This window comes from Exiguobacterium aestuarii, from assembly GCF_020171655.1.
Classification (GTDB): Bacteria; Bacillota; Bacilli; order Exiguobacteriales; family Exiguobacteriaceae; genus Exiguobacterium; species Exiguobacterium aestuarii_A.
This window is the reverse complement of sequence record NZ_JAIVAC010000001.1, coordinates 682265-703982: the sequence shown is the minus strand read 5'-3', so window position 1 is coordinate 703982 and position 21718 is coordinate 682265. Positions and strand designations below refer to the sequence as shown.

Annotated in this window: 20 protein-coding genes; 4 read left to right on the top strand and 16 right to left on the bottom strand. The window is 46.2% G+C overall.

Annotated elements, in window-relative coordinates; translation table 11 throughout:
- Positions 1-49: 49 nt before the first annotated feature.
- The gene (locus LCM29_RS03610; RefSeq protein WP_224860899.1) at positions 50-2713 is read right to left on the bottom strand and encodes a cation-transporting P-type ATPase; all 2664 of its coding nucleotides are present in this window, start codon (positions 2711-2713) and stop codon (positions 50-52) included.
- A 263-nt stretch (positions 2714-2976) separates the two neighbouring features.
- Here LCM29_RS03610 and LCM29_RS03605 point away from each other — a divergent pair, with 263 nt between their 5' ends.
- Positions 2977-4011, top strand: a complete 1035-nt coding sequence (locus tag LCM29_RS03605) for a PTS sugar transporter subunit IIC (protein ID WP_224860897.1) — start codon at positions 2977-2979, stop codon at positions 4009-4011.
- 47 nt (positions 4012-4058) lie between these two features.
- Here the strand turns inward: LCM29_RS03605 and LCM29_RS03600 are convergent, their stop codons facing one another.
- The 4 genes from LCM29_RS03600 to LCM29_RS03585 form a co-directional block, all read right to left on the bottom strand.
- Positions 4059-5099 (bottom strand): lipid II:glycine glycyltransferase FemX, encoded by a 1041-nt coding sequence (locus LCM29_RS03600; protein WP_224860895.1) that lies wholly within the window; start codon positions 5097-5099, stop codon positions 4059-4061.
- 215 nt (positions 5100-5314) lie between these two features.
- Positions 5315-6310 carry a Gfo/Idh/MocA family oxidoreductase gene (locus tag LCM29_RS03595; RefSeq protein ID WP_224860893.1) on the bottom strand — a complete coding sequence of 332 codons (996 nt, stop codon included), beginning with the start codon at positions 6308-6310 and terminating at the stop codon, positions 5315-5317.
- 55 nt (positions 6311-6365) lie between these two features.
- On the bottom strand, positions 6366-6854 hold the full coding sequence (locus LCM29_RS03590) for a GNAT family N-acetyltransferase (protein WP_074034518.1): 489 nt from the start codon (positions 6852-6854) through the stop codon (positions 6366-6368).
- A 74-nt stretch (positions 6855-6928) separates the two neighbouring features.
- On the bottom strand, positions 6929-7363 hold the full coding sequence (locus LCM29_RS03585; RefSeq protein WP_214783398.1) for an OsmC family protein: 435 nt from the start codon (positions 7361-7363) through the stop codon (positions 6929-6931).
- A gap of 91 nt (positions 7364-7454) precedes the next feature.
- Between LCM29_RS03585 and cls the strand changes: the two genes are divergently transcribed.
- Positions 7455-8912: a cardiolipin synthase gene (gene cls, locus LCM29_RS03580; protein ID WP_224860891.1), complete on the top strand. Its 1458-nt coding sequence runs from the start codon at positions 7455-7457 to the stop codon at positions 8910-8912.
- A gap of 39 nt (positions 8913-8951) precedes the next feature.
- Here cls and LCM29_RS03575 read toward each other — a convergent pair whose 3' ends face one another.
- Positions 8952-10925 carry a methyl-accepting chemotaxis protein gene (locus LCM29_RS03575; protein ID WP_224860889.1) on the bottom strand — a complete coding sequence of 658 codons (1974 nt, stop codon included), beginning with the start codon at positions 10923-10925 and terminating at the stop codon, positions 8952-8954.
- Between the two features lie 240 nt (positions 10926-11165).
- On the opposite strand from LCM29_RS03575, the gene LCM29_RS03570 reads away from it, so the two are divergent.
- A complete protein-coding gene (locus LCM29_RS03570) occupies positions 11166-11801 on the top strand; it encodes a peroxiredoxin-like family protein (protein ID WP_224860887.1) in 636 nt (211 codons plus the stop codon).
- Positions 11802-12136: 335 nt separating this feature from the next.
- On the opposite strand, the gene LCM29_RS03565 is transcribed toward LCM29_RS03570, so the two are convergent.
- The 5 genes from LCM29_RS03565 to LCM29_RS03545 form a co-directional block, all read right to left on the bottom strand.
- The gene (locus LCM29_RS03565; RefSeq protein WP_224860885.1) at positions 12137-12790 is read right to left on the bottom strand and encodes an alpha/beta family hydrolase; all 654 of its coding nucleotides are present in this window, start codon (positions 12788-12790) and stop codon (positions 12137-12139) included.
- Between the two features lie 9 nt (positions 12791-12799).
- Positions 12800-13540: a UMP kinase gene (gene pyrH / locus LCM29_RS03560; protein ID WP_224860883.1), complete on the bottom strand. Its 741-nt coding sequence runs from the start codon at positions 13538-13540 to the stop codon at positions 12800-12802.
- 82 nt (positions 13541-13622) lie between these two features.
- The gene (locus LCM29_RS03555; RefSeq protein ID WP_224860881.1) at positions 13623-14243 is read right to left on the bottom strand and encodes a hypothetical protein; all 621 of its coding nucleotides are present in this window, start codon (positions 14241-14243) and stop codon (positions 13623-13625) included.
- Positions 14244-14314: 71 nt separating this feature from the next.
- Positions 14315-14917, bottom strand: coding sequence for a VOC family protein (locus LCM29_RS03550; protein ID WP_224860879.1), 603 nt, complete (start codon positions 14915-14917; stop codon positions 14315-14317).
- 38 nt (positions 14918-14955) lie between these two features.
- Positions 14956-15408: a VOC family protein gene (locus LCM29_RS03545; RefSeq protein ID WP_224860877.1), complete on the bottom strand. Its 453-nt coding sequence runs from the start codon at positions 15406-15408 to the stop codon at positions 14956-14958.
- A 172-nt stretch (positions 15409-15580) separates the two neighbouring features.
- Between LCM29_RS03545 and LCM29_RS03540 the strand changes: the two genes are divergently transcribed.
- Positions 15581-16327 carry a class I SAM-dependent methyltransferase gene (locus LCM29_RS03540; RefSeq protein ID WP_224860874.1) on the top strand — a complete coding sequence of 249 codons (747 nt, stop codon included), beginning with the start codon at positions 15581-15583 and terminating at the stop codon, positions 16325-16327.
- 72 nt (positions 16328-16399) lie between these two features.
- Here the strand turns inward: LCM29_RS03540 and LCM29_RS03535 are convergent, their stop codons facing one another.
- From LCM29_RS03535 to LCM29_RS03515, 5 genes are all read right to left on the bottom strand, one after another.
- Positions 16400-16921: a GNAT family N-acetyltransferase gene (locus LCM29_RS03535; RefSeq protein WP_214692154.1), complete on the bottom strand. Its 522-nt coding sequence runs from the start codon at positions 16919-16921 to the stop codon at positions 16400-16402.
- A 141-nt stretch (positions 16922-17062) separates the two neighbouring features.
- On the bottom strand, positions 17063-18970 hold the full coding sequence (locus LCM29_RS03530) for a fructose-specific PTS transporter subunit EIIC (RefSeq protein ID WP_224860872.1): 1908 nt from the start codon (positions 18968-18970) through the stop codon (positions 17063-17065).
- The gene (gene pfkB / locus LCM29_RS03525; RefSeq protein ID WP_214875744.1) at positions 18967-19896 is read right to left on the bottom strand and encodes a 1-phosphofructokinase; all 930 of its coding nucleotides are present in this window, start codon (positions 19894-19896) and stop codon (positions 18967-18969) included. Before pfkB ends, LCM29_RS03530 begins: the two co-directional genes overlap by 4 nt.
- Positions 19893-20636, bottom strand: a complete 744-nt coding sequence (locus tag LCM29_RS03520) for a DeoR/GlpR family DNA-binding transcription regulator (protein WP_214875742.1) — start codon at positions 20634-20636, stop codon at positions 19893-19895. Before LCM29_RS03520 ends, pfkB begins: the two co-directional genes overlap by 4 nt.
- Before the next feature lie 135 nt (positions 20637-20771).
- Positions 20772-21686: an alpha/beta hydrolase gene (locus tag LCM29_RS03515; RefSeq protein ID WP_224860870.1), complete on the bottom strand. Its 915-nt coding sequence runs from the start codon at positions 21684-21686 to the stop codon at positions 20772-20774.
- Between the last annotated feature and the right edge of the window lie 32 nt (positions 21687-21718).

Below are 21718 nucleotides of genomic sequence, written 5' to 3'. Positions count from 1 at the left end.
TTCATCGTTACTCCATTTGTTTATCCGTTTTGTTTATAGATGAAACGTATCAGTGTATATTTTGATTCCCAATCACTCGTCTTGAGATGGCTTTTTCAATCTCCACGATGATAAATACGACGGCTCCAAATGCCACTGGATAAATCCAATCTTCCCACGTAAGTGGTGCAGTCCCGAATAGCGTATGCATGAACGGAACATACGTGATGAACAATTGTAGGGCGATGAGCAGTCCAGATACGAGGAACGCGATTTTATTGTCGAAGAAACGACGATTGAACGCCGGAACCAACTCAGTGCGACAGTTATATAAGTGGAATAACTGTGCCATGACAATCGCATTTAAAGTAATGGTCTGTAATTTCTCGGTCGAGTAATCGAAATCTCCAAGCATGTAGTTGATCCATAAACTACCTCCCCCGATCAATATCGATACGAACGTGACACGGAAGATGTAATAGCGACTGAGAAGTGGTACGTTCGCCGGCCGTGGAGGACGCTTCATCGTACTCTCTTCAAGTGGTTCAAAGGCAATCGCCAATGAAAGGGTAATCGCGACGACCATGTTGACCCATAAGATTTGAACCGGGCTGAGTGGAGCTGCTGCCCCGAGTAAAATACTCATCGCAACGAGCAACGCCTGTCCACCGTTCGTAGGAAGTAGGAAGAGGATGGTTTTCTTCAAGTTATCATAGACACGTCGTCCTTCACGTACGGCGTTATAGATGGTTTTAAAGTTATCATCGACAAGAACCATTTGAGAGGCTTCTTTTGCGACTTCGGTCCCTTTAATCCCCATTGCGACCCCAATATCGGCACGTTTTAAGGCTGGTGCATCATTCACACCGTCTCCGGTCATCGAGGTGATCAATCCATTCTCTTGTAACCCTTTCACGAGACGAAGTTTATCGTTCGGACTCGTTCGCGCGAATACATCGTTATGAACCGACGCTTCTTTGATTTCTTCATCAGACATGTCTGTCAGCTCTCGACCCTCGAGCGCCCCTTCAACTTCCATACCGAGTTCTTTTGCGATGGCGACGGCCGTATCCTTATGGTCACCCGTGATCATTTTAATTCGGATTCCAGCATCGCGACACGCGGCTACCGCATCGATTGCTTCTTGACGTGGAGGATCGACGATCCCGAATAAACCAAGGAAAGTCAGACCATCTTCAACGTCCTCATGATCAATCGATTGTTTTGAACTGTCGACACGTTTTAATCCGGCACCGAGGACGCGCTGACCACGGTCGGCAATCTCTTTTCGCTTTTCATCCCAATACTCTTGTTTGAAGCCATCTGTTGCCGCCATATCAAACAAGCGATCCGGAGCCCCTTTGACGAAGATCATGCGCTCGTCTTTATATTCAACGAGCGTCGCCATGTATTTGTACTCTGAATCAAAAGGGATTTTAGAGATGACTTTGAGACGCTCGATTGGGCGCTCCGCTTTCTCAGCAACAGTTAATAAACACGCCTCGGTCGGGTCCCCATTGATGACCCAATCCCCATCTTCTTCGTTCAACTGTGCATCGTTACACGTCTTCCCGACAGTCAATAGGTCAATCATCGACTCATCGTCATCCAAGTCAAACGGTTGGCCGTTCAATTCTAAGTCTCCGTTCGGTGCATACCCGCTCCCTGACACCTCAATGTCATGTTTCGCCGTCACGATTTGTTTGACGGTCATCTCGTTTTTCGTCAACGTTCCGGTCTTATCGGTACAGATGACCGAGACTGCGCCTAACGTTTCAACAGACGGCAGACTTCGAACAATTGCTTTTTGCTCAGCCATATTCCTAACCCCGAGCGCCAAGATAATGGAGATGACAGCTGGTAATCCTTCTGGAATGGCTGCGACTGCTAGACCAATCGTCGTTAACATGAGTTCGACTGGTTCATAATCTCGTAAGAAATAACCGAATGCATAAATAATGACAGAGATAATTAGGATGGCGATGGAGACCGTCTGTCCAAACTTCGTCGTCTGACGAATCAGTGGCGTCTTCACGGTTTGTACTTCTGAAATGGACGCATTGATTTGACCAAGTTCCGTACCTTCTCCGATTGCCGTCACAATGGCTTTCGCACTTCCCGTCGCCACACTCGTTCCTGAATAGACCATGTTTTTTCGATCTGCGAGCACGGCTTCTTCTTTGACGACGTCTGGTTTTTTCTCGACCGTTGTGGCCTCACCGGTCAATGCGGATTCTTCCACTTTAAATTTTTCCGCTTGAATGACCCTTGCGTCGGCGGGTACCTTGTCGCCTGCAGCGAGAACGAGAATATCCCCGACGACGAGATCACTTGAATCGATTTCGGATTGTTTACCATCGCGAATGACGGTCGCTTTCGTCTCTAACAACTTTTTGATTCCTTCAAGTGCTTCTTCCGCTTTATTCTCTTGGAGATAACCGACAACCCCGATGACCGTCACAACTAAGACGATGACAATCGTATCGATATATTCGCCAAGAAAACCGGTGACAATTGCCGCTCCCAAAAGGACGTAAACGAGAATATCATTGAACTGTCTTAAAAATTTTATAATTTCTGGCGTCTTCTCCTTTTCAGGTAGAACGTTCTTTCCGAACTCCTCCTGTCGATTGGTGACCGTTTGCTTCGAGAGACCAGATTCCACATCAGTCTCCACGTGGGACTGAACCTCGTCTACTTCGAGCGCATGCCATTCCCTGTTCTCGTTCTGCATGTTCTTTCCTCCTCGACCAATACTTTATGAAACATCTATCCCCTATCTGTTCCCAATCTGATTCGGCTCGACACGTCCAAACTTGTATAATTGATGTCATTTTTCAAAGAAAACGCTCCCATGATTTTTTGTTTCTTCATGTAAACGGTATCATGAATCAATTTTGATTTTTCTGATGAAAATGGCTTTACAGAAGCCTTTCAATCATTGAATATAGAAGAAATTATGAATGAATACAGATAGATAGAAAGAAGGAAGAGTTTATGGTCATTATTCAAGGAATTGCACTTTTACTGCTCATCCTCGCCTTGTTCACACTTTTCAGTTACAAGGCGCCTTACGGAATGAAAGCGATGGGCGCATTGGCAGGTGCGGCAATCGCAAGCTTTCTCGTCGAAGCATTCAACGCATATGCCATCGGCGGATTACTGCCACTCCCTTTATATGAAGAAGTCGGGCAGGCAGCCGGTTCATTATCTGGTCCTGCTGCCGCAGCACTCGTTGCCATCGCACTCGGAATCAATCCCGTTTATAGTTTAATGATCGGGTTATCCGTGTCTGGTTTCGGGATCCTTCCTGGATTTTTCGCAGGATATATCCTAGCTCTGGCTGGCACACGAATCAATCGCTATCTTCCGACAGGTGTCGATATGATTTTCTACGTCATCGTGATGGCACCGCTCGCACGTCTCGTCGCTACTGGCGTGGACCCACTGGTTTCAAATACACTTGCACAAATCGGTGCAGTCATCGAACTCGCCGCGACGCAAAACCCTGTCGTCATGGGACTCGTTCTCGGTGGAATCGTTACTGTCGTGTCGACGTCACCTCTCAGCTCAATGGCTTTGACGGCGATGCTCGGATTGACAGGTGTGCCGATGGCGATTGCCGCTCTCGCGTTGACCGCATCCATTTCGATGAACTACCTGTTGTTCCGTCAACTGAAAATCGGTACGAAAAAAGACCAGCTTTCTGTAGCCATTGAACCGTTGACACAGGCCGACCTCATCTCGGCGAATCCAATCCCAATCTATAGTGTGAACTTTGTAGGAGGTGCAATCGCAGGATTGATTGTAGCGATGACCGGTATGATCAATGATGCCCCCGGGTCGGCTGCGGGTATTCCTGGTCTACTCGTCATGTATGGCTTCAACGACTGGCAGACCGTCACACTGACAGCTGTTGTTTTATTCATCCTTGGAATCGGATTCGGATTGATTGGAAGTCGACTCTTTAAAAACTTCCCGATTGTCCGTCATACGGAAAAAGTTGAATCAACAGAAGAAGATGCCGCATAAAAAAATCGATGCACGCTCGAACGGTTTGTTCAGCGGCATCGATTTTTTTATTTTGCTTTCGGGAGTGGGGTATCCAACCTTACAGGTGTCCGGTAGATTGGAAAGTAATTAGATAATCCATGCAATTGAATGTGCTTTGCATTTAATTGCTGATAAACCTGTTCGTTGAATACAAATTGACCAATGTAGTAAGGAAGCGGCTCATCTCCGGAAAAACTCATTTTAAAGTCATAGAGTGCATCCTGCCCGGTCGCCCCTCCTCCGAGATGAAGATGGAGTTTACCCTTTTCACCCGCCCGGCGAATCATTTCACTGAAGAGGAAATGGTTGGGACGGAGAGGTAAGTATTTCTTAAGAGACCCTCCAAGGTGATAATTGGCTCCCTCATCTCCGTACAATACCAGAACTCCTGCAACCACGGTGTTTTCAAACACAGCAAATAGAAATTCCGCTTCAAAGGATTCGCTCGTCAGTAACTGAGTGAAATAAGAATCGGTATAATAATAGTCTTCAATTGCATCCCGACGATTCATGGTCGCCTCATAAAGATGCATAAATGTGTGAATGTCTGAAGCGTCACCACGCACGACAGTCAACTGTTCACGGATGGCTCGTTTCACGTTTCGCTTCGTCATTTTATGGAACCGCTCAGCCAGATATTCATACGGTTCATCTAGTTGGACATGGACAGTCTGTCGTACCGGAACTGCTCTCCCGAATGTTTCCATAATCACCTCATCAATTCTTAATGGATGATAGCGAATCGTTTCGGTCACCGTTCTCTCATTCTCCTGACGTCTAATAAAATGTTGCCTTGCGACCTTCACCTCATCATCTGTGAACGTTCCAACACGAAACGGACCACCATATCCATAAGCTGTCACAAGATCATCATATTTTTCATTGATTCGGCGACGGATATATGGATATACAAGCATCCCTTTTGACGTGATGGCGAGAAACAGCTCTGGTGAGTCGTTCGATTCACAATTCACGTTGACATAATCAAAATGATCATACGCATCGCATGTTGTTAGATCCAACCATTTTTCCCATTCCATTTGGTCTTTGATGATTTTGAATTCCATCATCTCATCCCCTTTTCAGTAAGTGATTTCCATAACCACTTTTCCCATTAAAGGATGAGCACACCAGTGAAGAATTTAACTTTTTGTTGTTAACAATCAATATCCGTTTAAAGTAATTCACGAAATAAATATCGTGATTTCTTTTTACGTTTTTGGTTAAAAAAAGAACGAACTCGCACTCAGGCGAATTCGTTCTTATAGAATTCTTATGGAAATCAATCTACTGACATCACTTGACCCGTCTCGGACGATTGTCGAGCGAGTTCGATCATTTGCGTCGTGAGTGCCGCATCCTTTAATGAAACGACAGGTTGCCGTGTCTGATAGCTTTCGGCTAACTGATGATAATACATCAAATAGTCACCTTTCTCGACTTGAATTGTTTCAACCTCATCCGTCGATAAGATCCCAGTCTCTAACACGTCACTCGTAAACTGTCCTTGCTTCAGTGCCTCTTCCTGAGGATCAAGTCCGAACTTCACGAAACTACCTTTCGTTCCATGGACTTCGAACCGCGGAGTTTCGCCAGCGATGAATGGATTCGAGCGAAGATACACTCGCTTCTCTCCATAATAGAATGTCACATAGAATCCGTCGTCAGACTGTCCACCCTCGCGTTGAATCATCACATCCGCTTGAATCTTGTCAGGTTTTCCGAACAAGGCGAGCGTCTGATCGATGAGATGACTTCCTAAGTCAAACAAAATCCCTGATCCCGGACCTGCATTTTCACGCCAACGGTCCCGTACGTTCGGTCGGAAACGATCAAATCGGGATTCAATCACTTTCCACTCCCCTAACACATTTGAGTCGAGCAATGACCGAATTGTTAAGAAATCACCGTCATAACGACGGTTTTGATAAACGTTGACGATGCCTTCCGACTTCGCTTCAAGTTCCATCAACTCAATTCCTTCCTCAGTTGTCAGGAATGCGGGTTTTTCAACCAACACATCTTTCCCGGCTTTGAGGCAGGCAACAATCATCTCTTTATGTAAATGCGATGGTGTGGTAATGACATACAAAGAGGCATCTGTTTGCAGCGCCTCGTCTAATGTCGCATACACCGTGGCATCCGGTAATTCAGCCTTTACTTCATCCGGACGCGATGACACGACGCCGCTCACTTCAAAAGTGTCAATCGCCTTTAAAAACGGCAGATGGAATGTGTTCGCTGAAAAGCCGAACCCTACCAAAATGGTTTTAATCATGAAAACTCCTCCTTTTCGCTTATATTATTGTATCAAAAAAAGGGTCCATAGACCCTTATGCACTCATGCTCTCATCTAATCTGTATTCGAACGTATTGTACCCGTTTCGTGAATCGACAAAGACGAAACCAAAACGTGGATAATAACTATTTAGAAATTCATTGTCAGCAACACAATCTAGACGAATTGGTTCATCTTCATCGGCTTCCTCTAGTACGTGCTCCATGAGTTGCTGCCCGACGCCACGACCTTTCAGCTTTTCGCTGACGACGATTCGATGGATATATTGTCCACGCTCACTGTCGTCCCATAAGTTGTCATCCCAGTCGTCCGGGGGTAACAAGGCGATAGAAGCTAAAATTTGTTGGTCATCTTCAAAGACATATACACTGCCTTCTGCAATGTCAGTGCGCACACGCTCTACGAGGTCCTGTTCCAAATATTCGGTCCATTGGTCGCTTCCTTGTTCATTTAGCGCTACGGCTCGTTGTTCGATTAGGTTCGCGATGTTGTTGGCATCGCGCTTCGTCGCGAGTCGAATCATAACGTCCTCCTTTAGTTATACAGTATTTGAAATACAAATATAACGGAGAACAGATTGCCTTTCAACCATCTTGCTCACTGTTGAAGTTCGAACGGCGTGACCTCGCCATCGTTCAATTGATAGCTGTAGGATAAAGTGGCATTGAGACTGTGTGAAACAGAACAATAGCGTTCAACAGATAGTTCAATCGCACGTCGCACCCGCTCTTCCGACATGTCGCCTTTCAGAATATACAAGATGTGAATGGCTGTAAAGCGTTTCGGATGATCGATTGCCCGAACCCCATCGATCTTCATTTCGAACGATTCTAGCGGTTGACGCATCTTATGCAAAATGGAGACGATATCGATCCCCGTGCAAGACGCGGTTGCGTGAAGTAACATCTCCGTCGGACGAGGTCCCGTGTCGAGACCGCCCACGTCCTCGGATGCGTCAAGTGTCACCGTGTGCCCCGATGGCGTATGCGTCTCAAACGCCATGCCTTGCTTCCATACGACTTCCATGTTCATTATCTTCTCCCCCTATTTCATTTGATAGCAACCTATTCCCGCATTTAGTGTATGATTAAGCTACAAATCGATTTTTAAGGGGTGTATGTCGTTGGATTGGTCCGTTATTTTCAGTTGGGGACTTTATATTGTCCTCGGGTTAAACATTTTGTTCGCACTCGCCGTCATCTTTGCCGAAAGACGTGACGTCGGCGCGACCTGGGCCTGGTTGCTCGTCCTATTTTTCTTACCGGTGCTTGGCTTTATCATTTATCTCTTCCTCGGGCGACAACTTAAAAAGGATAACTTTTATAATTTAAGTGTGGAAGAACGTTCTTTTCATGCGCTACAAGTAGAAGCACAGCTCGAACAGATCCACACACGTCAGACGCAACTTGCGCAGCCACTGTTCGAAAAGTATGACCAACTGCTTCAAATGAATTTGCGCTCTTCAAAATCATTGATCAGTGTACATAACCGTTCCCTCATCTTACATGACGGCGAACAAAAGTTTAAGGCGTTGATGGATGACATCCGCTCCGCTGAAACCGAAATCAATATCCAGTACTATATCATCCAGCGTGATGCTCTCGGACAAGCACTCTTAAAGGAATTGATTGAACGAGCGAAAGCGGGTGTCAAAGTTCGGCTTCTTTACGACGCGGTCGGTTCTCGTAGTCTTCGGAACTCAGACTTCAAAGAATTAATTGCGAACGATGGAGAAGTACGTGTTTTCTTCCCACCGACACTCGGGATGATCAATTTCAAGTTGAACAACCGCAATCACCGGAAAGTCGTCATCATCGATGGGAAGATTGGTTATGTCGGTGGCTTTAATGTCGGGACCGAATACCTCGGACTCGTCGAGAAGTTCGGATATTGGCGCGATACCCATTTACGCGTCGAAGGAGACGTCGTCTACAATCTCCAGCACCGCTTCATCCTGGACTGGAATTACTCAGGTCACCGCAAGCATGACCCGGAGAATACGTTCTGCTTCGCGAGACATGAGATTAAAGACAATTCACCGATGCAAATCGTCACGAGCGGTCCAAACTCGGATACCGAACATTTAAAAAATATGATGATTAAAATGATTATGTCAGCGAAACGACGGGTCGTCATCCAAACCCCTTATTTTATACCTGACACGAGTTTTATGGATGCATGTAAAATGGCACTCAACTCCGGCGTTCAGATGGACATCATGATCCCAGGAAAACCGGACCACCCGTTCGTCATGTGGGCATCGCTCTCCTTCCTTGGAGAGTTGCTCGATTATGGGGCAAACGTCTATCTGTATGATGAAGGCTTCCTCCACGCGAAGACGCTTGTCGTCGATGAGGAGATCGCGACGGTCGGAACGACGAATTTGGATGCCCGAAGTTTCCGTCTCAACTTTGAAGTGAACGCAGTCATTTACGACGAACGCGTCGCCCTCGAACTTGTTTCTTTATTTGAAACAGACACGGCGGTCAGTCGGACGTATACGATGGAAGACTATGAAAAGCGGAAATGGACAGTACGTGCTCGGGAGGGTGTCTCACGACTCCTCAGCCCGATTTTATAACGAAAGAAGCAGAGCTCGGCGCTCTGCTTCTTTTTCATTTTATAGTTTGAATCGTGAGACGAGGTCTTGTAGTTCTTCTGCCATCGTCGCGAGTGCCTTCGCCGATTGTGACACTTCTTCAATCGATTTCAACTGGTCGTCTGTCGTCGCTGCGACTTGTTTGGAGACACTTGAGTTCTCGTCGGCGATGTCAGCAATTTGGGATGCGGTCGCCGCTACTTCTTGGACGTTTGCCGCAATCTCCTCGACTGTTGCCGTCACATCTTCGATTCGCGGTGTCATCGCGACCGTTCGCTCTTTGATTTTCTCAAATCGATCTGCCGTCATTTCTGAAGAAATGAGACCGGCTTTCGTGTGAGTGGACACTTCTTGCATCAAGTGGACGGATTGCTCTGTCTCCTGTTTGATGCGGTCAATCAATGCTGCAATTTGTTTCGTCGACTGTTGGGACTGCTCGGCCAACTTTCGGACCTCGCTCGCCACGACGGCGAACCCTTTCCCGTTCTCACCGGCACGTGCCGCTTCAATTGCTGCGTTCAAAGCGAGCAAGTTCGTCTGTTCTGCAATCCCGTTGATGACCGAGACGATCTCTCCAATTTCGCTTGAACGATGTGCCAACGATTGGATGACACCTTCAAACGTGACGACCGATGCATCGATTGCCTGCATCTGTTTAACGTTCTCTCGCACGGTCGTTGACCCATCTTCTGCTTCATTTGACGTCTCACGTGATAGTTCAGACACGTCCATCGAGCTCTCTGAAATGCGCATGATTCCGGATGTGATGGCCTGGAGTGACGTCGCGTTGTCATCGAGCTGACGTTTTGAACCATCGGCACTGACCGCCATCTGGTCGACCGCACGAGCAATCTGTTCTGACGAAGAGGAATTATGTGCGGAGTTCGCCATCAATTCCTGCGAAGATGCTGCTACTTGACTAATTGAATCGTCTAGACGAAGTAATACCATTCGCAGTGATGCACTCATCTCATTGAAACTCTCTGAAACGCGACCGATTTCATCGTTCGATAAGACGCTGATCGGTTCAGTCAAATCGCCGGACTTGATCCGTTCTGCCCCCTCGGTTAATAAGCGTAACGGGCGTAAGATTGAGCGGAGAACGAAATATAGAAGAATAGCCGCCACACCGAACATACCGATAATGACGAATACGGTCGTCCAAAGGATGCCGACAGTCTCGTCTTGAATTTCGCCATCGTACAGGGTCCCTGTGATTTTCCACCCTGTGAGCGGGTTCGTCACGAACGCTTTTTCGACACCCTCTCCATTCTCTTCAGCGGACAGGATTCCCTCATCTGTTGCAAAAACAGATTCCATCGATGACTCTTCTGATTTCTCTCCGACAGCAATCGATGGATGAATGACGACTTGTTGGGCCTCATCGAAGATGGCCACATATCCTTCTTCACCGATTTGAATATTCTTTGCGACTTCTGCAATATCATTCACGTCCACATCAACCGCCACGACCCCGCGACCATCTGCCGTCTTTTTAGAGACCGTGATCATCATTTTTTGAGAAGCGGCGTCTACGTATGGATTCGTAATGGCGACGTCTTGACCACTCGCTTCTGCCGCCTCATACCAAGGACGAGTCCGTGGATCGTACCCTTCCGGCAATTCTTGCTCAGGATAGATCGTCATCGTACCTTCCGCTGAGGCAAAATAAATATTTGTCACTTTAGGGTGTGTGTCTAAGTATTCCGTGAACTTTTCTGCTAACGCTTGATTGTCTTCACCTTCTTCATAGATGGATGCATCAATCCGATTGGAGAAGAATGAAATGTCCGTCTGAATCGGAGCAATCAAATTCGTCACTTCATTATTCATCCGGTCTACCCCCGAATTGGCAGACTGGATCATTTGTGACTCGATTTTTTGTTTCGCCTGCGTATAAGCGACGACCCCAATCAATGTTGCTGGAATGAGTAGTAAAAGGACAGATAAGACAATTAATTTCTGTTTGATGCTGATGGTACGCTTCTGTTTCATAAAACATCTCCTTACCCCGAATAGAATGTTCAAGAAGCATCGGTATGGGGTACCGAATCCTCCTTGGGTTACTTACAATATCGGTTAGGAAAAATAGATGTTAATCATTGATTGAATTATTCGAAAATTATTTTTCGGAAGCTGAAATGGAGTTTCACTTGATTCATAACATAACGACAAATCATTATATTCGTAATCTAAAATGTATTCAGTTAACATATCGGAAAAGGGGGTAAAAACATGAACACATTATTGGAAGAAATCAAAGCGTATAAAGATCAATTTAAGCAAAAAGCGCCGGCCGAAAAACAACGTTTGATGGCGCAGGCGACACAAGAATTGAAAGAATCAGGGGTGGCTGCCGGTTTAGCAGTCGGGGATCAAGCTCCGCTGTTTGAATTGCCTCATGCGGATGGGACAGAAGTCGGTTTGAAAACACTCCTTGAAAAAGGACCTGTCATCGTCACGTTTTACCGCGGTGGATGGTGCCCATACTGTAACCTCGAACTCCGAGCGTATCAGCGAGAATTGGCACAAATTGAGGAAAAGGGCGCCACACTCGTGGCAATCAGCCCGGAGACTCCGGATTACTCACTATCTACGAAAGAGAAAAATGAGCTCGATTTTTACGTGTTGAGCGACGTGGACAATCAAGTCGCACGTCACTTCGATCTCGTCTTTGATATGCCGGATTATTTGATTGAGATTTATGAGGCATCTGGTCTTCGCGTCGATGCACATAACGGCAATGAGGACTGGCAACTTCCGAAGCCAGCGACATTCATCATCCAACCGGATGGTACGATTTCATTCAGTGATGTGCCCGCTGACTATACAGAACGAGTCGACCCGAAAACGGTTATTGAAAAATTGTAAAAAAAGGGAGATGACACGCGTCATCTCCCTATCTTGTTAACAAATAACATATTCGAACTCGTCCTTCCGGCACCCACGCTTTCCACAGGCAATTCCGGAGCCGCACCGCAACTAAGTCGCTACTGGGTCTCCGGCGGATTGTGTTCCTGTAGGAGTCGGGGCGCCGTGGGATGAGTCACACAAATGACCGCCTGCTGTGGCGACCATTTGTTTTTTTCTGAAGCCACGACGGCCGAAAACCCGATACATACTTCGAATCATTAAAAAGAGGAAAATAAGTAGGTAAACGCCACGCCACATATGATTGCAATCTCCCCATGAAACTCCCCACAGGTTCAATACCTTGAGGAAATAATAAATTGCTCCACGCGCTTGAGAAGTGTTTCAAGTAACCGGAGTGACCGGTATGTCTCTCCTGTGTACTCGAGACTATGATTCATCTCTTTGACAATCTCGAGTTCGGTCAAGGCCAGATGTTCAAGACGCTTCATTCTCTCATCTACATAATGTTGGTCCGCCGTTCCCGTTAGCACGAGCTGTTTACCTTTATGGGACAGGATCGCTTCGTATATGTCGTCTTGTTTTAACAACGGTGTCAACCAAACCAGTTTGGCATCATGAAACACGTTTCGGGTAAGCTCACTTGCCATCGCCATCGTACCGAGCGATTTCCCGACGATTATGTATTCATTAATAGAATGGAATTGTAGCACTTGGTCGATGACGAGACGAACATCGTCAACAACCGCCACTGATACATCGACTGAATCATACCGCTCATCCCGATAATTGTAGTTGATTTCAAGAACGTTCAATCCATTCTCTAAACATAACGCTGTCGTATAGCGAAACATCGGGGAATCATTCGTATATCCGTATCCCGGCAACAACATCACGAGCGTGTCGGATGACGAATCAGGTTGCAGGAACGAATACGAGACAGGTATTCCGTTTGTCCCCACGACGTGACCATCTGTTACTTTATGCATATCGTCCCCTCAATTCTGCAAAAGTTGCGTGTCATGGTGATGAATCATCGTTCCAATGGTCTCTCCTTGGAGAATCCGATGAATGGCGTTCCGTTCCTTGAAGTCGAACAAGTGAATCGGCAAACCGTGGTCTCTAGCGAGAAGTAATGCCGATTGATCCATCACTTTCAAATCATGTGCGATGACGTCGTTATAGTGTAGGGTTTCGTATTGACGCGCCTCCGAATCCAACCGAGGGTCTCGGTCAAATACGCCGGAGACACCGTTCTTGGCCACAAATAAGGCGTCGCATCCCACTTCGATGGCACGCTGAACAGCCGGGTAATCTGAAGAGACGAACGGTTGACCGTTACCGCCTGCGAAAATGACGATATACCCTTTTTTCAAATGATTGATGGCCCGAAGTTGAATGTATGGCTCGGCTACACTTGGCATTGGAATCGACGTCATGACGCGTACTTCTCGATTGGCATCACGTTTCAAGATGCCACGCAGCATCAATGAGTTCATGACTGTCCCGAGCGTCCCGATGAAGTCAGCTTCCACTCGATTTATGCCCCACGCTTCTGCTTGATTCCCTCGGAAGAGATTTCCCCCGCCGACCATGACACACACTTCAACCCCGCTATTTGCGAGTGACAATATCTCCTCTGCAATCAGGCTGAGGCTCATTTCATCAAAATTATCCGGTCCATCACCAGCTAGAGCGGCTCCACTTAACTTGATACAGATTTTTCGGTGTTGCATCATTCCCCAACCCTTCATTTGGAATTTTTTGTTCAATTCAGTATAGAAGAGTTTATATAATGGAACAACACTATTTTTAATTGATTCATAAGGACATTTCTTTATATTCCTTGTAAAACTCATCGAACATATAAAGTCCACCGATTTCTTCATCAATGAACGAATATAGAGAAATTTCATAGTCTGGGAGTGATGCTTCATTGAAACACTCTTTTACTCTTAGCAAACCTTCTCTTACATACTGCTTTCCCTTTTCAATACTCTCGTTTGAGATATAGTACCGTCCAAGACAAAGATAGTAACGAGGAAATTCTGGGTACTCCGCTATCGCCTTTAATAGATACGATTCATACTGTTCTGGATATTCAAATTCATGTAGTTTGGCCATTGAATAGTAGAGGATCCCTTTTGACTTAGCATCCATTTTATTCAGCATCGACTTGATCTCTTCGATCTTTGTTTCGTCATATACTGGATAGACGAAAGTTGACTCAAGGTATATGCCGAGGGCGAAGAAAATCGAATGCTCCGGAAACTTATCAAATGCTTCGAATAAGTGTTTGGAGGCACTCTCATAGTCTTCTTCCGACGTATCCATTTCAGCACTAATGAGAGTCGTCCAGGCGATGAATTCGTCTGGGTACTCTCGGACTAATTCTCTGGCGGCACGGATTGCAAGGTACAGCTTCTTTGGCGATTGTGCCATAGTTTGTATCTTTTGGATTTCTTGATCAAAATGTATCATTCTCTCTGCCCTTTAAAATTTTCATCTATTAATCATTCTGAGAGGATGATTTGAATACCGTTCGGATCAGTTGAACTGATTGCACAATCACTCATCAGGTTTACATGCGTTAACTGTGTGTGATCCGATTCAGTTACAACGATTTGCGAGACAGGACAATTGAATAATTGTTGCAATACCTCTTCAAGACCTGCCGTTTTTGTTTCCATATTCAATCGATGAATACGATTCTCAGAACGTGATTGAACAGCATCTAAATGCTGTTGCAGCTCGATTCGAAATCCGTAAGGTGTATGGATGAACGTTCTTCGTTCATTTGATTGAACCGTCAATCCTATTTGCTCTGCTCGTTCTAACACATTCACTTTTTCCTCTTCTGATACTAAAAAACCAATATGATCAAACATCACTTTCTTCCCGTAACCAAATGTGATATTCGTCGCTCCCCGTTTCATTTCAATGATTCTAAAACGAATGGATTGCCCCCTAAAATCATCCCAATTGAGTGGTGGATCAAATGACTTAAACTCTCCATCCTTTTTACCGATTCGTTGGGTCACTTGAAATCCTAGACCCGCATAGAATTTCTCAGTTTCTTCGACGTGTGGTGTCCATACATGAAAATGAAATAACATATGTTCTCTCCTTTGTTCGAATCATTTATGTAGACTCGTTATTTCCCAATCCAATCTTTGTATGGGATCACGCTAGTCATTTCTTCTGCGTTCGCTCCAATATACGTGATGAGTTCAATCGAATTTCCGTCCGGGTCATCAAAGTAAATGGCCGCATGTTCAAATGGGGCATTCGGAAGAACTAAAGGTTGCTGTTCCGGTGTCATCTTAAAGGCAGTGCGAATTTCAATTCCCCGATTTTCAAGCCACGCTTTGATCGATTTTAAATCTTGCTCCTCTATTCGAAAAGCGATGTGGCGGATTGATGGATGATACGGTAAATTGACTTGACCAGATTTCCATAACCCGATCCAGCTCTCCCCTTTCATAATCCAAAGGAAGGCCACTTTCTCATTTTGGAATGCCAACTCTAAACCTAGTTTCTCATAGAATCGAATTGATTCAGTTAGATCACTCACCGGCAAGTGGGCCTCGTAAATTCCTTTAATCATTCTCCGTAACCTCACTTTTACATTTTAATTTATCCAGATTTGTCCTTACTAGACATAGCTTTATTGACAATATATCAATGTAAAATTATTATAGATAATTCCATTATAGTGCTAAAATTGTTTGGTAGCTTGCTCGACGAATCGATACGAGGGAAAAGAAAGGGAGATCGCTATGAATAAACAAAGTCACATGAACAAGCAGGCTTGGGAATATCGCGCCTATGAATTTTGGTGTAAACGAGACGGGACTCCATCTGAAAAATCAATCGAGATTTTGAGAGACCCTCGGGCCAGCTTGAAGAAACACAGCGAGTATTTTCATAACGTCGAAGGACTGAACATCGCAAACATCTGTGGTTCCAATGGAAGAAAAGCCGTACCGCTCTCTATCCTAGGGGCAGAGGTGACGATATTCGACCTGTCAGAGGAAAATAAACGGTACGCTTTACAATTAGCAGATTGTACCAACACTACGATTGAATACATCGTTGGTGATATTCTTGATCTCGATATGAAAAAGTATCAACATCATTTCGACCTTCTCTATTTAGAGGGAGGAATCTTACATTACTTCGACGACCTCGCTCAATTGATGGATGTTTTGTATTCCATCTTGAAGGTTGGCGGTAAACTCATCTTAAGTGACTATCACCCGATAAAAACATGCATCACTCCTGAATTCGTCTACATCCCTAAGTATTTTAACCGCGAACCTTTTCAAGACGACATTTCCTATAGGCAATTTTTTTCTCCAGATGAACAACATGACTTCCCATCTGTATGTTTAAGTCACCATACATTGAGTGACATCATCAATTCAGTGATTTCAGTAGGATTCACATTGCAACAGTTAGATGAGCATAGAGGGTGGAACGGTGAAAATATACCATGGGAGTTCACGATTGTTGCTAAAAAGTAGACTTCATCGTCAAAGAAAAAAGCTCCAATCGGCACAAAAAAAGACCGTAGAACATTCCTACAGTCACTAAGCTTAGGCACCCATAATCGAATCATGACGGGTCGTTTCCCAACCGTACGCCACTTCACGGAGTAACAATTCACCAAATTCCCGATCCTTTTGGTCGATGACCTGCCCTTGTTTCCGCTCATAAAATGTGCGGAATGGATTCATCTCAAGCGCCCAAATCAAAAGTCCCGCCTCGCACATCGATTGAACGGCATGTTCAAGGAGAGCGGACCCGATTCCGTTCCCTTGATGATTTTCCAAAATATAAATGGCATACACTTCGTTCGTATGGTCTGGATACTCACCCGTACGCTCTTCTCCGTAAAGGACGAAGCCCACAATCTCATCATCCACGATCGCCACAAAGCCTGCGACTTCCTGTCGACGAAGCGCTGTCCGCAACCGTTCTGCCCATTCGATGGAACCGGACGAAACTTTCAATAAATACTCAGTCGGTACGATCCCCCGATAGGTCGTACGCCATCCGTTCACACGCACTCTCGCAATCCCATACACATCATCTGGTTTGGCGACTCGAATGTCCAATGTGACCCCCTCCTAACCCGAAGCTTTACAAATAGTTTACCACAAATCCCCAACTTGCAATCCGAGATTATGTGAATTTTCATCGTTCTTCTACCACAAAAAAAGAGCCGCCACCTCTACTGAGGCAACGACTCTCTCGGTTTATGCGACTTCTTTTGATTGCACTGGTGCAGATGTCGTCAACGGCTTCTTCAAGAATGAAAGGAGCAATGCACCGACGAGGGCACCTGTCAAGATGGCAACGGCATAGAGTCCCATACTCATCGCGACATTTCCAGCACCTTCAAGAAGTGGGAAGACGAAGATTCCACCATGCGGGGCCGGTAATTGAATCGCGAAGAATGCTGACAATCCACCTGCGATTGCAGAACCGAGGATGGCAGATGGTAGGACGCGAATCGGGTCCGCAGCAGCGAACGGAATGGCCGCTTCGGTGATGAATGAAGCACCCATGATGTACGCAGTCTTACCAGCTTCACGCTCTTGTTTCGAGAATTTCTGACGAGCAAATACGGTTGATGCAAGTGCGACAAGGATTGGTGGTACCATTCCACCCGCCATGACAGCTGCCATGACTTCTTGGTTTCCTGCTGTGAGAGCTGCCGTACCGAACACGTATGCTGTCTTGTTGATCGGACCACCCATATCGACTGCCATCATACCACCGACGATGACACCGAGAAGGATCGCATTCGCGCCACTCATGCTGTTCAACGTATCCATCAACCATGTCATAAGTGCTGCGATCGGTTCATTGACGACAAGCAACATGATCATACCCGAGATAAACGATCCGAGTAACGGATACAGAAGAACTGGCTTGATTCCTTCAAGTGAAGCAGGCAATTTCGCGAGTGCCTTTTTCAAGAAGAGGACAACGTAACCTGCCAAGAAACCGGCAATGAGGCCACCGAGGAATCCTGCGTTCCCTTGGCTTGCGAGTACCCCTGCGACGAGACCTGGTGCGAGACCTGGTCGATCGGCAATCGACATCGCGATGAAACCTGCAAGAATCGGAACGAGGAAGCCGAATGCAGCTCCACCGATTGTCATCAACTGTGCTGCGAATTCATTGTAAGATGGATCATCCGGGTTAGCAGAGTTGATGCCCCAGAAGAAACTGATTGCGATCAAGAGACCACCTGCGACGACAAGTGGTAGCATCGCAGATACACCGCTCATCAAGTGCTTATAGACACCTGTACGTTGTTCTTTCGGTGCGCCAGACGTTTTGGAAGCTTCATATACCGGCGCGTCTTGATTGACGGCACGATTGATGAGTTCTTCCGGTTTCCGGATTCCTTGTGCGACCGGTACTTCGATGACGCGTTTTCCAGCGAAGCGATCCATTTCCACGGCTTTATCCGCTGCGACGATGATGGCTGTCGCACGATCAATGTCTGCCCGTGTAAGCTCGTTCTTCACTCCAGTAGAACCGTTCGTTTCGACTTTAATATCGACACCCATCGCTTCCGCTTTTTGTTTCAAGCTGTCCGCCGCCATATACGTATGGGCGATTCCTGTCGGACAAGCCGTGACCGCTAAGATGAACGGTGCATCTTCATTCGTCGGTTTGACGACTTCTGGCTTCTCTTCAGCCGCTTCCTTCTCCTCGATGGCACGGATGACATCGCTTTCAGAAGTCGCTGCATAGAGGCGCTCTTGGAATGCTGGGTCCATCAAGTAAACCGATAATTTAGAGAGCGTTTCAAGGTGTTCGTTATTCGCGTTCTCCCCTGCCGCAATCATGAAGAAGAGTCGGCTTGGTTGACCGTCCAACGCTTTGTAATCGACTCCTTCTGAGCGTCCGAAGGCGATTGCTGGTGTTTGGACAGCACTCGTTTTCGCGTGAGGGATGGCAATCCCTTCTCCGAGTCCAGTCGTGCTCTCGCTTTCACGTTTTAAGATGGCGTCACGATATCCATCGCGATCAGATAGTTTGCCGGCACGGTCGAGGACATCGACGAGTTCTTCGATGACCTCACGCTTAGAGCTAGCACGAAGATTCAATTGAATCGTATCGCGTTGAAGCAAGTCCGTGATTTTCATGTTGTTTCCTCCATTCGTTTAAGTGGTGTGAGTTGTACTTGATCGATCAATCGATCAATATCTTCTTTTGAACAAAGACCAAACGTATATGCGGACGCACTACCTGTTGTGACAGCGTAGCGGAACGCCTCCTGTTCGCCTTTTTCTTTGACGTTTGCGACAAATCCGGCAACGAGTGAGTCTCCGGCACCGACTGAGTTGACGAGTTTTCCTACCGGTGTGTTTGCCGTGACCGCACCGTCCTTATTGACGAGTAGCGCTCCATCGCCTGCAAATGAAATGATGACGTTTTTCGCGCCACGTTCGACGAGTTGCTCCGCATAAGGAAGGGCGTCCTCGAACGTCTCGATCTCTGTATCGAACAGTTCGCCTAACTCGTGATGGTTCGGTTTGATCATCAACGGTTCGAGCGAAAGGACTTCAAGCATGGCGTCTTTCGTCGTATCGACGACGAAGTCGGCACCTTTTTCGCGAATCGATTCAGCGATTGTCCGGTACAATGAGTCCGGTAAATTACTTGGGATACTTCCCGCAAGAACGACGATGTCACCTTCATCGACTTGGTCGAACTTGGCTTTCAATTGTTCGAGTTCACCATCCGTGATGTTCGGTCCGCTCGCGTTCAATTCGGTCTCTTCTTTTGCACGAATTTTGACGTTGATTCGAGTATTTCCGTTTACTTCAACAAAATCCGTGTGCACGCCATGGTCGACTAGCGACTTTTTGATGAAATCACCTGTCGTTCCACCGATAAAGCCAAGCGCTTTCGTTTCTTTTTCATATTCTCGAAGCACGATCGAAACGTTGATCCCTTTTCCACCTGCTCGTTCGGTCGTTTCTTCGATTCGGTTCACTTCTCCTAAATTTACTTCTGGTAATGTCACATAGTAATCAATAGAAGGGTTGAGTGTTAACGTGTAAATCATTTCGCATTCACCACCTTTGTTATTGTTTGGATGGAACTCATTGATGCATCGCTTGATGTGATCAATTGCGCAGCGTCTAACGTGGCGACTCGGCTGAACGTTCGTTTCCCGATTTTCGATGCGTCCGCGAGCACGTATGACGTCTGTGCCAATTCAATTGCCGTCTTTTTGACAAGCGCTTCTTCTGGGTCCGGTGTCGTGTAGCCTGCGTCAAGGTCGATTCCGTTCATTCCGAGGAAAGCGAGGTCAACTCGATAATTCATCATGCTCTCGCGTGCATTGTATCCGACGAGCGCTTGAGTCGACCGTTTCAATTCTCCGCCTATCACAAACGTCTTAATATCAAGATCAAATAATTCATTCGCTATCGGTAGACTGTTCGTGACGACGACAATTTTCTTTCCTTCTAAAAACGGTACCATCGCTTGAGTCGTTGTCCCGGCATCTAAATAGATCGACATCCCATCTTCAATGAATGTTGCGGCCTTCCGTGCAATCGCAACTTTTTCATCGACGAAACGATCTCGTTTCTCTTCAAATGTCGGTTCTTCGTCAGGAGTCGCGATGAGTGTCGCTCCCCCGTGCACCCTTGCCAGATATCCTTCCGCTTCGAGGTCCGTCAAATCACGACGAATCGTCGACTCGGATGAATCCGTCAAATCAACCAACTCTTTCAATTTGACGACTTTCTGCTCAGATAAGCGTTGTAATATCAACTGATGTCGTTGTTTCGTTAACATCTTGTTCCCTCCATACGTCTAATATAAAGCGTTTTCATTATAAAAACAACTAAAATCACTCAAAAACATTCATATACATTCAATCTGTCACAATTATAACATAAAAAACGGTCATAAAATGACCGTTTTTTATGTTTATGACTGTTTTCTTAACCATTCCACCACTTCTTGCACGAGTTTTGGATGAATTGGTTCATCAATCGCCTCGCGGTATTCTTTATGAAGCGTCAGAAGAGAATGCGGTGAATCTCGCTTCACGAGTAGGTGATTCATGTCATCGATGATAGAGGACGTAACCTCCCCTTTTGTCCGAATCATATAGACGTGCTCCGGTGGTACTTGTACGTCACGTCCCCCTGTAATCGCAAGGACTGGAACGGTGACATGTTCTAACCGCTCCCGTACGTCATACGAGGCATGTTCGCGAATCCATTTTGCGTTCACGACTTGTCCTCTATATTTAAAAGCGGAGACGTTCGTGCGTAAAGATCGCTCGAGCAAGTCATCCTGCCGCTGTCTCACCTTTTTCGCCACCCCTGTCACCCGGTAAAACATACCTTTCAATCCTTTGACACGCTCGACGTCCTTTGCTAAGGCATCTGCCTGATATAAAAACATCTGTTTCGATGACTCATGGAACCCTGACAATAAAATGAGTCCATCGGATTTCGTCTCCAATTGTACAGCTGGCGCAAGGACTGCCCCTTCACTATGACCGAGTATATAGAGATGATTCACATCTGCGAGTTGTCGAATCGTCCGCACGACTAGAATCGCATCGTTGATCAAATCATGTAACCCGACCTTATTGAAGTCACCATCCGACTTCCCGATTCCTTGTTTATCATACCGAAAGACGTTATAGCCATGATCGTATAGCGCCTCAGCTAATTTTCCGTACGTATTAAAGCCGACGCCACCCATATTCCCGTCACGGTCACTTGGTCCGCTTCCACTCAACATGACAATGGTCGCCCGAGGCTCCTCATGCGAAAGAAAAGTTCCTGCAATCGTTCCATATGCTGTCGTAATCGTCATCTCTTGTTTCATCGTATCGCCTCCACTTCTATCATACCCGAAAC

Excerpts from the sequence above, each read along its gene's own strand:
- pfkB (WP_214875744.1), bottom strand. The coding sequence starts at position 19,896 with ATGATTTACACGTTAACACTCAACCCTTCTATTGATTACTATGTGACA.
- LCM29_RS03570 (WP_224860887.1), top strand. The coding sequence starts at position 11,166 with ATGAACACATTATTGGAAGAAATCAAAGCGTATAAAGATCAATTTAAG.
- LCM29_RS03540 (WP_224860874.1), top strand. The coding sequence starts at position 15,581 with ATGAATAAACAAAGTCACATGAACAAGCAGGCTTGGGAATATCGCGCC.
- LCM29_RS03555 (WP_224860881.1), bottom strand. The coding sequence starts at position 14,243 with ATGGCACAATCGCCAAAGAAGCTGTACCTTGCAATCCGTGCCGCCAGA.
- LCM29_RS03595 (WP_224860893.1), bottom strand. The coding sequence starts at position 6,310 with ATGATTAAAACCATTTTGGTAGGGTTCGGCTTTTCAGCGAACACATTC.
- LCM29_RS03515 (WP_224860870.1), bottom strand. The coding sequence starts at position 21,686 with ATGAAACAAGAGATGACGATTACGACAGCATATGGAACGATTGCAGGA.
- LCM29_RS03530 (WP_224860872.1), bottom strand. The coding sequence starts at position 18,970 with ATGAAAATCACGGACTTGCTTCAACGCGATACGATTCAATTGAATCTT.
- LCM29_RS03575 (WP_224860889.1), bottom strand. The coding sequence starts at position 10,925 with ATGAAACAGAAGCGTACCATCAGCATCAAACAGAAATTAATTGTCTTA.
- LCM29_RS03590 (WP_074034518.1), bottom strand. The coding sequence starts at position 6,854 with ATGATTCGACTCGCGACGAAGCGCGATGCCAACAACATCGCGAACCTA.
- LCM29_RS03550 (WP_224860879.1), bottom strand. The coding sequence starts at position 14,917 with ATGTTATTTCATTTTCATGTATGGACACCACACGTCGAAGAAACTGAG.
- LCM29_RS03600 (WP_224860895.1), bottom strand. The coding sequence starts at position 5,099 with ATGGAATTCAAAATCATCAAAGACCAAATGGAATGGGAAAAATGGTTG.
- LCM29_RS03565 (WP_224860885.1), bottom strand. The coding sequence starts at position 12,790 with ATGCATAAAGTAACAGATGGTCACGTCGTGGGGACAAACGGAATACCT.
- LCM29_RS03585 (WP_214783398.1), bottom strand. The coding sequence starts at position 7,363 with ATGAACATGGAAGTCGTATGGAAGCAAGGCATGGCGTTTGAGACGCAT.
- LCM29_RS03520 (WP_214875742.1), bottom strand. The coding sequence starts at position 20,636 with ATGTTAACGAAACAACGACATCAGTTGATATTACAACGCTTATCTGAG.
- LCM29_RS03545 (WP_224860877.1), bottom strand. The coding sequence starts at position 15,408 with ATGATTAAAGGAATTTACGAGGCCCACTTGCCGGTGAGTGATCTAACT.
- LCM29_RS03605 (WP_224860897.1), top strand. The coding sequence starts at position 2,977 with ATGGTCATTATTCAAGGAATTGCACTTTTACTGCTCATCCTCGCCTTG.
- pyrH (WP_224860883.1), bottom strand. The coding sequence starts at position 13,540 with ATGATGCAACACCGAAAAATCTGTATCAAGTTAAGTGGAGCCGCTCTA.
- LCM29_RS03610 (WP_224860899.1), bottom strand. The coding sequence starts at position 2,713 with ATGCAGAACGAGAACAGGGAATGGCATGCGCTCGAAGTAGACGAGGTT.